11 protein-coding genes are annotated in these 11,714 nt (G+C 46.1%); 4 read left to right on the top strand and 7 right to left on the bottom strand.

Annotated elements, in window-relative coordinates:
- Positions 1-132: 132 nt before the first annotated feature.
- The gene (locus FD04_RS03990) at positions 133-1,503 is read left to right on the top strand and encodes an amino acid permease (RefSeq protein ID WP_056947191.1); all 1,371 of its coding nucleotides are present in this window, start codon (positions 133-135) and stop codon (positions 1,501-1,503) included.
- A gap of 34 nt (positions 1,504-1,537) precedes the next feature.
- Entirely contained in the window at positions 1,538-2,503 is a 966-nt protein-coding gene (locus tag FD04_RS03985; protein ID WP_056947188.1) for a D-2-hydroxyacid dehydrogenase, read from the top strand.
- Between the two features lie 71 nt (positions 2,504-2,574).
- On the opposite strand, the gene FD04_RS03980 is transcribed toward FD04_RS03985, so the two are convergent.
- From FD04_RS03980 to FD04_RS03970, 3 genes are all read right to left on the bottom strand, one after another.
- Entirely contained in the window at positions 2,575-3,006 is a 432-nt protein-coding gene (locus tag FD04_RS03980; protein WP_054699170.1) for a GNAT family N-acetyltransferase, read from the bottom strand.
- Between the two features lie 1,011 nt (positions 3,007-4,017).
- The gene (locus FD04_RS03975; RefSeq protein ID WP_056947186.1) at positions 4,018-4,848 is read right to left on the bottom strand and encodes a hypothetical protein; all 831 of its coding nucleotides are present in this window, start codon (positions 4,846-4,848) and stop codon (positions 4,018-4,020) included.
- Positions 4,849-4,988: 140 nt separating this feature from the next.
- Positions 4,989-5,738, bottom strand: coding sequence for a LysR family transcriptional regulator (locus FD04_RS03970; RefSeq protein ID WP_054699176.1), 750 nt, complete (start codon positions 5,736-5,738; stop codon positions 4,989-4,991).
- A 113-nt stretch (positions 5,739-5,851) separates the two neighbouring features.
- Between FD04_RS03970 and FD04_RS03965 the strand changes: the two genes are divergently transcribed.
- Complete coding sequence (locus FD04_RS03965) at positions 5,852-6,253, top strand: tautomerase family protein (protein ID WP_056947182.1); 402 nt, start codon at positions 5,852-5,854, stop codon at positions 6,251-6,253.
- A 675-nt stretch (positions 6,254-6,928) separates the two neighbouring features.
- Positions 6,929-7,459: a hypothetical protein gene (locus FD04_RS03960; RefSeq protein WP_056947179.1), complete on the top strand. Its 531-nt coding sequence runs from the start codon at positions 6,929-6,931 to the stop codon at positions 7,457-7,459.
- A 91-nt stretch (positions 7,460-7,550) separates the two neighbouring features.
- Here the strand turns inward: FD04_RS03960 and FD04_RS03955 are convergent, their stop codons facing one another.
- Genes FD04_RS03955 through FD04_RS03940 form a run of 4 tightly spaced genes read right to left on the bottom strand, consistent with a single transcriptional unit; the run spans position 7,551 to position 11,712 of the window.
- Positions 7,551-8,882 (bottom strand): hypothetical protein, encoded by a 1,332-nt coding sequence (locus FD04_RS03955; protein WP_056947177.1) that lies wholly within the window; start codon positions 8,880-8,882, stop codon positions 7,551-7,553.
- Entirely contained in the window at positions 8,883-9,566 is a 684-nt protein-coding gene (locus FD04_RS03950; protein ID WP_054699183.1) for a DUF4867 family protein, read from the bottom strand.
- Positions 9,567-10,235, bottom strand: a complete 669-nt coding sequence (locus FD04_RS03945) for a transaldolase family protein (protein ID WP_054699185.1) — start codon at positions 10,233-10,235, stop codon at positions 9,567-9,569.
- Between the two features lie 55 nt (positions 10,236-10,290).
- On the bottom strand, positions 10,291-11,712 hold the full coding sequence (locus tag FD04_RS03940) for a glycoside-pentoside-hexuronide (GPH):cation symporter (protein ID WP_056947174.1): 1,422 nt from the start codon (positions 11,710-11,712) through the stop codon (positions 10,291-10,293).
- Between the last annotated feature and the right edge of the window lie 2 nt (positions 11,713-11,714).

Genomic DNA, 11,714 nt, shown 5'->3' with positions numbered 1-11,714 from the left:
GACCGTTATCAGCGATTAAAGACAGTTCAAGAAGAACTGTGAAACTTGGGTGGAACAGCGTTACGACGCCCCTTGGTAGACTAGAGTAGTCTGCCGAGGGGCGCCGTTTTGCGTCTAGAAAAGGAGCACGTTATGGAAAACAGCAACAAAAAATTATCGAGATCGTTACAGAGCCGCCATATTCAAATGATTGCGATTGGTGGTGCCATTGGAACGGGACTGTTCTTGGGGTCAGGGAGTGCCATTCACACTTCTGGACCATCCATCATATTAGCCTACTTGATTGTTGGCCTGTTCTGTTTCTTCATGATGCGCGCCATCGGTGAGCTATTACTGTCTGACACGAGTAAGCATTCATTCTTGGACTTTGTGAAACAGTACCTGGGTGACCGAATGGAATTTGTGACCGGCTGGATGTATTGGTTCTGTTGGATCAGTTTGGCTATGGCCGACTTAACCGCCACCGGGATTTACATTAAGTTCTGGTTTCCATCAATCCCACAATGGGTGGCACCGTTCGTGATTTTAGTCTTTCTCTACTTCACCAATCGGGTAAACGTTAAGGCCTTTGGTGAAATGGAATCGTGGTTTTCAATGATTAAAGTATTGGCGATTATTGTATTAGTGGTGGTTGGGTTTGCGTTAGCCATCATGCACACCAAGGTTGCTGGTCAGACGGCGTCATTCAGTAACCTGTTCAGTCACGATGGCTTCTTCCCAACTGGTGGTTATGGCTTCTTAATGTCATTTCAAATGGTGGTTTTCGCCTTCGTTGGAATTGAAATGGTTGGGCTAACGGCCGGTGAAACAAATGATCCACAGGCTAACTTGCCTAAGGCCATCAACAGTTTACCAATTCGGATCGGGTTGTTTTACGTCGGATCAATGATTGCTATTATGAGTGTCTACCCTTGGCACGGTATCACCACGACGGCTAGTCCGTTCGTGCAAGTCTTTTCAGGCATCGGCATCACGGGTGCTGCCGGTATTTTAAACTTCGTGGTGTTAACGGCCGCTTTATCAGCCACCAACAGTTGTTTATTTAGTACTAGTCGGACACTTCACGCACTGAGTGCCGGTGGCAACGCGCCAAAACGGTTCCAGATGCTGAGTAAAAGTGGGGTACCGAGTGACTCATTGAATTTCTCGACCCTTGTCTTATTTATCATTGTGATTATGAATTATTTCATGCCTGCCAGCGTCTTTACGTTGATCTCAGGTGTTTCAACCATTAACTTTGTGTTGGTGTGGATTGTCTTGCTTTGGTGCCACATTAAATACCGCCAAGTGCATCCTGAAGGGGCAGTTACGTTTAAGATGCCAGGGTATCCAGTTACGGATTGGATCAGCTTGATCTTCTTCTGCGCAGTACTGGTGTTCCTGCTAGTGAATGCTTCAACCCGGGTGTCGATGATTATTTCACTGGTGGTGTTTGTGGTGATGCTAGTGGTTTACCAGGTTGTTTACCGGCCACAAACGACGCAAGTACCACAAAACAAGTAAAAGAATAAACAAGGCTGTTGAAAGAAGCTAAATCATGAAAATTGTGTTATTAGACGGATATGAACTGAACAAGGATTTAAATTGGGATGGTTTAAAACAGCTAGGTGATTGCACGTTATACGATCGAACAGCAGTTGATGATCAGGATGAAATCATCAACCGAATCAGTAGCGCTGAGATTGTGATTACCCATAAAACGCCGTTAAATGATGACGTGATTCGTCACGCACCACGGTTAAGGTACATTGGCATTATGGGCACCGGCTACGATGTGGTTGATGTTCAAAGTGCCCATCGCAACCAGATTACGGTGACTAATATTCCCACGTATGCCAGTGATGCGGTTGCGCAATTCACATTTTCGTTATTGTTAGAAGTCACTGGTCAAGTTGGCTTGCATAATCGACTTGTTCACGAGGATAAGTGGTCGCAGGCACCTGATTTTACCTTTTGGAACCAATCACTGTTGGAATTAAAGGGCAAAACTTTGGGGCTGATTGGTTACGGTCGAATAGCTCAGAAAGTGGCTGAAATTGGCCATGCATTTTCAATGAACGTGATCTACTATAACCATCGACCTAAGCAACCCGCTGAAGCGTGGGCACGACAAGTTTCATTTGATGAATTGCTTGCTCAATCAGACGTCATTAGTCTGCATGTCATTCAAACACCAGCGACAATTCAGTTGATCGACCATGATGCAATCGCCAAAATGAAAGCTGGCGTGATCATCTTGAACACTGCCCGTGGTAAATTGGTGGATGAAGTCGCGATAACTCAGGCGTTAAACGCTGATAAAGTTTATGCTTACGCCACGGATGTCGTTCAAAAAGAACCAATCAGTCCCGACAATCCGTTGTTGCAGGCGAAAAATTGTTTCATCACGCCGCACATTGCGTGGGCACCGTATGAGACGCGAAGTCGCTTATTGGCGATGACGGTTGAAAATGTTAACGCGTATTTGGCGGGCGAACCGCAAAACGTGATTTCGTTCAAATAGTGTTGCTTCAAAAATGCACCGCAATCGACATCAAATTGGGCGATTGCGGTGCATTTTTGAATTGTATTGTGTTAGAGGTCCTTAGCGACGTTGACACAAGGGACGCCATCTTCTTCATAGATGTCTGAGACGACGTGATAGCCCTGTCGTTCGTAGAAGCCCTGGGCTGTGAGTTCACTATGAATGAGTGACTTCGTATAGCCGTGTGCTTTACCATAGGTCTCAAGTTCAACAATAACCTGAGCGCCAAGATGTTGACCCCGGAACGCCTTTAGTGTCGCAATTCGACCCGGTCGCATGGTTTGGTCGTCGATGGTTTGAAACCGACCAGTCGCAGCTGGTTGACCATCATCACTATAAACGACGGTGTAAACCCGGTCTGGTTCATCGTTATCGTCGAACTCATCTTCAATCGCGATGCCGCGTTCAAGGACAAAGACGTTGAGGCGGATGTATAAAGCGGCCGCGTGTTGCCAAGTTTCTGATCCAGTATGGACTCGCATAGTACCAACTCCCTTGATATTCATACCTCTCATTATAACGCAACAACGCCTGACATTTGGGAGGATGTCAGGCGTTGTTGCGTTTTTCTATTTTAGGGGGATAGAAAAGAAATTTGGTTTGTAATCGACGCTTGGGAGGACGTCAATTGTTTGGGGTATTTCGTTCTATTTGGGAGAATAGGAAGAAAGTTGTTGTGTGACTGGATCAGGTTGAGGTGACTCAGTCGCGGTTGGATATGGGCGCGCCATACTTGGGAGGATATGGTGACCGTTTTAATCATGGTTGTTTGGGAGGACAACTATGGTTGTGTATTATCGTTTGTTAGGGAGAATCAAGAGTGAAAACGTTGTTCGTTTGTGTGGGTTATCCTAGGGGAAGGATGTTAATGTTAAGTTGTTAAGTTATCTATTTAAGTTTGTCGCCTCCGGTTAACTTGTTCTTCGACTTCGATAGGTCACGTACCCGAGGGTCGCCACCGTAACTAAAGCAGGAATGACAGCAATCATTTTTTTCATGAGCAGACTTCCTTTCGTTTTGAGAGATGTTAACGTGTTGTACCTTTAGTACATGTATTACTATAACTGGCCTGGCTTAAGTGAGACTTAATGGTAGCTTAAGTGGAACTTAAAGTGCGAAATTATTTGCAATCTGCTGCTTTGATCCACTACTTTACGAAATATAGCAACCGCAGTGTTGACTGCCGCCTTCGGCCGCCAGCAGACGGGGATGTGGGTGGTTGCTGTGGGACCGGCTTCAACCGCTATCGCGTTTTCCACCTCGGATTTGAGCCTCGCAAAAACCGCAAGTCTTAAATTCGTCCAATGATGTTAAGGCGAAGCAACACAAGAAGTAGATCACTTCTTGCATTACTTCGCCTTAACATCATTTATCACTGCAACCACCCACACCCCCGTCTGCTTCTGGCACTACGGCTGATGTAGTGGTATTTGTTTATATTTGGTAGTTTGTGACCTGACCACAAACTTAGTTACCTTGATTATGTTGAAAAATTACTGAACCGTTGCTGGTACCAAAACGACTTCGATATCACCACCGCTGGCGCCTTCATCAGCATACGCATTTGGTTCAATAAAGCCACCGATGTACCACCCCGCAAACTTAGCACGGGCGGTGGCATCATACCCAGCTTTAGTTAGGCCAGCGTCAATTGCGGCTTTGGTGAATGGCTCTTGATCTGGAATGTGAACGTCAATTAAGGTCGGCGTTACAGTGCTGCCGTTACCGAATGCTTGATTAAGCTCAGTCTGGTGCCAATCAAAATAATTAGTTCTGTCTGAGCCGTCGTCAATATTGATGTAGCCATTGGCGAGTTGAAATAGTGTTGAACTATAAATGGTTTTCGGGAATAACTGCATCAAGGTTGCTGAGGCGGAGAAGGTGCCACTGGCAGAGGTTTTACGCCAATCTGTGTTTTCAACTGTGGTCGAATTGTTCGTGGAGGCTGTTGTCGGTGTTGTCCCATTCGTTGCCGTATTGCTGGTAGTCGAGACGGGTTTCAAGTAACCGTGCCACACCCAACCAGTTTTTTTACCGATCCGGAACTTATAGTAGATTGAAGCCTTACCGTTTTGCTTGCGAACATGCGCGGCGTAGTATTGTTCAACTTGCGTCCCATAGTTTTTCATCGTACCAGCGCGATGCCTCAATGATCCAGTGGTGTAAACAGGCGCATTGCGGTTCGAAACCGTAGCAGTTTGGTTTTTGATGTTTTGATAGTAACGGACGTATGAGCTAGCGTGAGCTGTTGTTTGAGTACCCGCAAGGCCAAATAAACCGCCACCTGCGAGTAAGGTGAGTGTAAGTGCAATCGTTTTTTTCATGATGAGTCCTCCCTAGAATTGACCATACTATAGCCCCAATCCTCAGAGCGAACAAGTGGGTTTACAAGACGTGGGGCGGTGGATGCCTATTTTGCTAGGATACCGAAAATTATTAAATTTTGGTGTAGCCAGGGCAACGGTTAGCGTGGCAGCTTGTCACGTTGATAAGTCGCATATGGGACTTGATAGTGCCGCTTTGGCCACACACTTGTTAAGTGACGCTGTTTCGCTAAATAACTTGGCAACAGTGCGATACCTTGGCCGTGAGCAACTAAATTAATGATACTTTCCCACGAATTGATTTCTTGGACGTTGCTGAAATCACCGTGCAGAAATCTTAGCGTTCGGGCGCGGAAGGGGCAGTGGTGATCGCTATTGACGATGTAAGGTAACTGATCAGTAGTCTGGCTACTTGCTAGAAAAGTAGCGGCGAAGTGCTGGCGGTCAATTTCCTTAAACGACGGGTTGCTGAATTGTGCGTAGGTGATCACCCGATCGACCTTAGGCTCATCTAACGCCATAATGTCACTGGAACTCATAATCTGGTATTGGTGCGTATTAAGATCGATGGCGTGCGTTTCGGTGGTGAAATAGTTGAATAGTAATTCTGAAATAGCGGTGGTGCCATCAGTGTGGTGCGGATGGAGCTGTTCTTGTAAACGGCTAGTTTTCGTTAAGACATCAGTGGCATACTCGTAGAATAATTGGCCGTTTTCTGTTGGTGTAATGCCTTGGTGAGTGCGGTTAAATAATTGGGTGTCAAATTTGCGTTCTAGTTGTTGTAAGCGGGCTGAAACGTTGGATTGCGCGTAGCCAAGGGCTTGGGCCACTTGGTTGATTGACCGCAGTTGATAGAGCTGACAGAAAATTTCTAAGTCATTGAGCTGCATCGATTGAGTCCTCCTTATCGTTATTTGTGATACCCCTATCATAAACTGGTAATTGGCGATGTCAATGTAGGTCGGTATGCTCAGGGTATTGAATAGGAAAAGAGGAACTGACAATGCCATATTTAAGAGTTAGAGTTGCCACTGCACAAAAGGATATTAGTACCCAGCAAATTGCCAAGGGGTTGACCGATTTAGCGGTTACTAAGCTTGGCAAGGCTGCTGATGTCGCCGCGGTTGACGTTAAGTTCACGTCACCTGATGACTGGTTTATTGGTGGTCAATCGTTGACCGAAACGCATCAAACCGGTTTTTTCACCGAGATTAAAATTACGGAAGCGACTAATACCCGTGATGAGAAGGCGACCTTTGTTAAAGCTGTTTTTGATTTTATGGCTAAATTATACGGTGACCTTGCAAAGACAAGTTACGTGGTGCTACAAGATGTTGCCTCAGAGGCGTGGGGTTATGGTGGACTGACGCAGGAATATCGCTATATTCAGCCAAACCAGGACTAATAGATTCACCTTGATAAGCCAACAAAAAACCAGCAGTTTGGGAGAACTGCTGGTTTTTAATATATACGTTGTGGCAGCTGGGAGACTGCGCGCAATCTGTCTCTTCATCTATTTGGGAGAATAGGAAGAAGAATTTTAGGGGCGTTGCAGACGATTGGGAGGTCGCCCACAACATTTGGATTGTGATCATCGCTATTAGGGGGAGCGATGACCGGGGTTGTCTTCTTAGGGGAGAAAACAATTCTTTGTGTCATCTATTTGGGAGAATAGAATATGAAACGTTGTTTTGCTTGTTTGGAGTTGTACGTTAAGTACAAGGATTAATATACTGGCCCGAGCTTAAATGGACCTTAAAGTGAATTAAAATTGCTATTTTTCGAAAAATGAGGAAATGTTTGAGCCCAAATGATGGGCTTCTCATAAAGATTAGTTACAGGCTTGAAGGCCGTGATAGCAGTATTTATGGCATTAATTCTGGAGATGCCTTGAATGACATAACTGGTGATTAATTAGGTTAAAAAACTTTTGAAACATTTCAACGTCATTGATACATTTCTGTTAATGGCACCGTTTTTCTCTCTGGAAATCCCAATCAAAACTACCTTGGCAGGGATAAGCGCACATGATAAATTGGACTAGACAATTATCTAAAACGAAAGCCAGGACGTGAGACGAATGAATCTTGACGATACGAAGCTATATACCAGTGTTACATCGATGATTACGGCTACTCAGAATCAATTAGAACAAACCCGCAAGTCATTTTGGGATGCTGGCACCGCTAGTTCAGATGACGTGATGATTGCTAAGGAACAAGCAGAAGCAGCCGTTGCCAACTTACATACGTTAAGGGCGCTCTACGATGAAGAAGTCTTTTGTGACCGCGGTGAAGTCGCGTTTCATAACTTGATCAACGACGATGAATTTCAATTTAAATCAATTCGGTTGATTGAAGAGGGTACTCGCCGGCTTTACCTGATTTCATTTACTTATATTGGCAGTTTCACTTATTTGTACGACCACAATCCCATTTTTCGTTTTCCAATATTTGAACAATCTGGTAAACCGGTTAATGTATACGGGCTACTGAACAGTACGCACGGTTATTTAGCAGTTAACGTGAGTTTTCCTGACAATATTCGGTTGATTCGAACCGCCGATATGGCACTTGACTTAGCTAAATTAGCTGAATCTAAGGCCGTATAATCGTCACAAAAATAGCGTCCGTTATGAGGACTTCTTCGTCATCAAGTTTGGTGACTGAAGTCTTCACATCGGACGCGATTTAATTTGATGCTTAGTAGACGTTAACAGTTAAGCCTAAGAGTCGGCCCAATTCCTTTAAATCAGCGACGTAATCGCCATAGGCTACGGCGAAGTGTGATTCGTAGCCAGCTTCAACGAATTGGTCAACGAGTGCTTCAACTGGTGAGTCCATTTGAACCCGACCTGAGGCGCCGTTAAATTGTGGCTCAGCATCTAACACGTTACCAGTAGTCACGGCTAATGAATAACCGTCGAGTTCGTTATAGTGCACGCGCAGGAAGGTCACTTGACCAGGTTTGAGTGCCATGTTAGGACTAACTGGCACTTTACGGTTAGGATGCACGCTGGCTTCAACACCGTACTTGGGGTTTGCTAGGGAGTAGGCGCCGTAATCGTGCCAAGTCGTCATGGTGTTATCACTCGGGTCCATGCTAGAAAAGTCACCCAAGAAGATAGCATCACGATTAGCGGTCATTTCTTGCAAAATGTACATCGAAAGTGCGCCGTGAATGTCGCACTCCATTGCAGTTGGTAATTGCTGGTCGCAGAGTTGTGACCAAACCGCACCTGGTGCGCTGTGGTATTTATCGAAAAAGTCTGGCCAACAACGCGAAGCTAAGGCGCCGAGGTTATCAGCTTTTTGATACTGACGCATTAAGGTCGCAAACTTAACGAAGCGAATGGTTTCATCACCCTGCGCGTCTAGGCCAGTGAAGTGGGCTTTCGCATAGTCGAGTTGGTCCGAATAGTCGGCAGGTTTGAGCGCATATGCGCGGTCGAAAGCGTCATCGATGTTGTAGTGAATCAAATTAGTGCCAAAGTGCGCTTTTAACTGTGCAGCGTTGGCGTCCGAAAAGAAGAAACCAGGTGGGTAGGTCCCGACAACACCAATGTTGAGTGATGCCAGTTCATCTTTCACCTGGACGGCTTTGACGAAGCGGGTGATTTCATCATGAACGGCTGGCTCGTCAGGATTCCCGTAGATGTGATCGAACTGGTGATGTTGACTGGCAAGATAATTGCCGGAACTCATGATACCGGTGAGGGCGTTAAGCCGTAGCCAACCGCCAACGCTTGGTTCATGCGGTGCTAGTAGCAAAATGGGTGTGGTTGGGTACCATTCGTGCACGAGTTTGATGAACTCAGCATCGGTAAAGGTCGTGTTGTGGAAAATAATCCCGGCAAAGTGTTGATTGCGGACCGAACTCAAGTAACTGCTGAGTTCGGTTGGGTCGCCAAGGGCTGCATCAGGTGCGACCAAGTTATATTCGGCAAGCTGTTTTTTGGTTTGTTGCATGATTTGTTCAGCCGTATCAGCGTCGAACTTTCGACGGACAACTGGTAAGTATAGAATTTGAGTCAATTAGTTTACCTCCACGTGTTGAATTGGTTCGATCTGAGTATTTTCGCCGGTTAGGCCAACAAAGGCACCATTGTTGACCATGCGTCGGTTTTCAGGGTGGGTCAGTAACCACTTGTTGTGTTGGAATAAGAGGTCGTCGGCGTCACGTTCACGGCTTAATGGCGTGTTGGTGCCAGCGGTTAGAATGACTAAACATTTAAAGCCAGTCGTATGAACACGAATGGGCGCAAAGTGCAACGTGGTTGGATAAACTTCAATTGCGGTCCCCTTAGGCACAAAATAGGCGTGCGCTTGTTCAGTCGACATTGTTTTACCATTTAGTTCTCTGCGGTGGCTCAAGAACAGGAGCATGTCGGTACCAGCTAGATTAAGCTCTGAACAGTTGTGAAATTCAAATGCATTGATGCGGTCGCTGTTGCCGTTACAATAGCCAATCTCAATGGTTTGTTCACCGTAGTAATCCCAGCTGATGGCGCTACGTTGTTCGTCATTGAGAAATTGTCCGTCCTCTCTGACGTAGACGTTATTTTCAGTCGGGATGGTTGTTTGATCCGTCAAAGTTGCCATTAATTGATCTTGGTAGGGTAGGGTAACGACGCGGCCATAAAGCGCGAAGCTGGGGTCGTTGACGGTTCGGATATTGACGTCTGGATTTTCTAATCTTAAGCGTTCTAGAGTTGTCATTTAATCACCCGTTTCTGTGTGGTCCCAAGCATCTTGGAAGATTTGGAGACCTAAGTCTGTGTAAGGGTTGTAAAAACTGTTTTCGTAGACGGCCAGTGAGCAAGTTACAATATCGGCGCCGTAAATGGCGGCTTGTTGAATTTGCTTGGCATTACGGATGGCCGCCACGATGATCTCAGTATCAAAGTCGTAGTTGCGGTAGATATCGACCACGTCTTTGACGTAGTTCATGCCATCGTCACCGTAATCTTCCTTCCAGCCAACGAAGGGTGAAACGTACTTGGCGTGTAACTTACCAGGCATGATGGCTTGCGCGGGTGAGAAAACCAAGGTCATATTAGTTCGGATGCCAGCGTGTTCTAGACGCCGAGCCGCCTTGATGCCTTCTTTATTGGTCGGGATTTTGATGACGAAGTTACTTGAAAGTGCGCTGATGTCAGTGGCCATTTTGACCATGTCATCGGCGTTGTCCAAGTGTGGGTTGATTTCCACTGAAACGGGGAAGTCGGGTTTGTCAGCTACGTAGGCCGCGATGTCTTTAATAGCGGTCATGAAGGGCTTGCCACTGGCCATGATGTGCTTAGGGTTAGTGGTGACGCCGTCGAAGCCGTATTGCTCGTATGCGAGTTTAATTTCATCTAATTTGGCACTGTCTAAAAAGTATTTCATGAGTCATTCTCCTTAATGAGTGATATTTAGTTATCTGCGTTGTTGACTGTTCGATTTATCTGCCACCGGCTGGTTCAATGCGTTCGGAACCGCGTCGCTTTAGCAAGTCTGACACGATGGTGCCGTAACGCTTTTCGGTGAGTGAGTAGGCGTAATACATCAAGATGATCGTGGCGATGGATAGTACGGCGGAGTAGAGGAACATTAGCCCGCGGATACCCATTAGTGCTGTGGCAGTCTGGGTTTTACCTGGCACGTAGCCAACCCAGGCTAAGATGATGCCGGGAACGAAGCCAGCGATGGCTTGTGATAGCTTACGGAAATAGGTGAAGAAGGAGTAAACCATCCCTTCTGAGCGGATGCCAGTTTGCCATTCACCGTACTCCACACAGTCAGAAACTAACGCCCAGTTTAGGGCACTGGTAAAACCGTCACCGAGGTAAGCAATCGCGGTAAAGAAGACGAATAAGAAAGTATTGTTTGCAAAGAAGAAGCCTAAAATGTCAGCGATGGCCCAAATGGCGCAGCCCATCATGTACACGTATTTTTTATCAAATCGCTTCGTTAAAAGTGGTGCCAGCATGACTGAGACGAAGACCATCCCGATACTGAATACACCCAACAAGGATTCAGCGGTTGTGTTTTGAAGAATGTACTTGCAGTAATAAACCTGTACGGTCAGCTTCAGGTTGAAGGCTGAGAAGGTAAATAGGTTCACGATACTGAGTGTCAATAATGGTTTGTTTTTCAACAGGGCTTTAAAAGATGCCTTTAAGTCCTTTTTATTGATCTTAGCTTTGGCAGGTGACGAGTAATTTTCCTTAATGTTGGCGTAGGAGAACCACTGTGCGGCAACCCCAAGAACGGCGAAAACCACCACCGCAATGGTGTAACCAGTGCCTTCGTTAGTCATTGAATTAACAATCGGCATAAAGCCAATAGTGGCTAACATCAGTCCCATGTTAGATCCCGCTTGACGCCAAGAAGCCAGTTCGGAACGTTCCTGACTGTTTCGCGTCATCGTTGGGATCATCGAGCCAAATGGCACGTTTGAGATACTGTAACAAGTCCCAAACAGCATGTAGGCAACGTAGGCCCAAATCAACTTACCCGTAACCGAGAAGTTTGGCGTAGTAAAGTTGGCGATTAAGAGCATGGCGAGTGGAATTGCGGCCCAAAGCAAGAATGGTCGGAACTTACCACGTTTACTAATGTTGGTCCGGTTATCGATCCAGGTCCCAACGCCCATATCAGCGAAGGCGTCCCAGATTTTGGCCACTAAGAAGACGGTCCCGGCAGCAGCGCTGGGTAAGCCAACCTGGTCAGTGAAGTAGTTTAAGAGGTAAAGCTGTCCCATATCAAACAGGAAGTTATTCCCCATATCACCGACAGCGTAAGCAATTTTGTTTCGCAGGGTTACAGTTCGTGGTGCTTGATCGTTTTTTTGTGTTGCAGCGTGTGTTTCAGTAGCATCCATAG

Origin of the sequence: Secundilactobacillus odoratitofui DSM 19909 = JCM 15043, from assembly GCF_001434895.1 — a bacterium.
GTDB classification, from domain to species: Bacteria; Bacillota; Bacilli; order Lactobacillales; family Lactobacillaceae; genus Secundilactobacillus; species Secundilactobacillus odoratitofui.
Note: the sequence above shows the minus strand (reverse complement) of the source record. Positions and strands in the feature narration are given on the sequence as shown.

Bases quoted from the DNA above. Each gene is read 5' to 3' on its own strand.
- FD04_RS03980 (WP_054699170.1), bottom strand. From the start codon at position 3,006: ATGCGAGTCCATACTGGATCAGAAACTTGGCAACACGCGGCCGCTTTA.
- FD04_RS03945 (WP_054699185.1), bottom strand. From the start codon at position 10,235: ATGAAATACTTTTTAGACAGTGCCAAATTAGATGAAATTAAACTCGCA.
- FD04_RS03985 (WP_056947188.1), top strand. From the start codon at position 1,538: ATGAAAATTGTGTTATTAGACGGATATGAACTGAACAAGGATTTAAAT.
- FD04_RS03975 (WP_056947186.1), bottom strand. From the start codon at position 4,848: ATGAAAAAAACGATTGCACTTACACTCACCTTACTCGCAGGTGGCGGT.
- FD04_RS03970 (WP_054699176.1), bottom strand. From the start codon at position 5,738: ATGCAGCTCAATGACTTAGAAATTTTCTGTCAGCTCTATCAACTGCGG.
- FD04_RS03965 (WP_056947182.1), top strand. From the start codon at position 5,852: ATGCCATATTTAAGAGTTAGAGTTGCCACTGCACAAAAGGATATTAGT.
- FD04_RS03950 (WP_054699183.1), bottom strand. From the start codon at position 9,566: ATGACAACTCTAGAACGCTTAAGATTAGAAAATCCAGACGTCAATATC.
- FD04_RS03960 (WP_056947179.1), top strand. From the start codon at position 6,929: ATGAATCTTGACGATACGAAGCTATATACCAGTGTTACATCGATGATT.
- FD04_RS03940 (WP_056947174.1), bottom strand. From the start codon at position 11,712: ATGGATGCTACTGAAACACACGCTGCAACACAAAAAAACGATCAAGCA.
- FD04_RS03990 (WP_056947191.1), top strand. From the start codon at position 133: ATGGAAAACAGCAACAAAAAATTATCGAGATCGTTACAGAGCCGCCAT.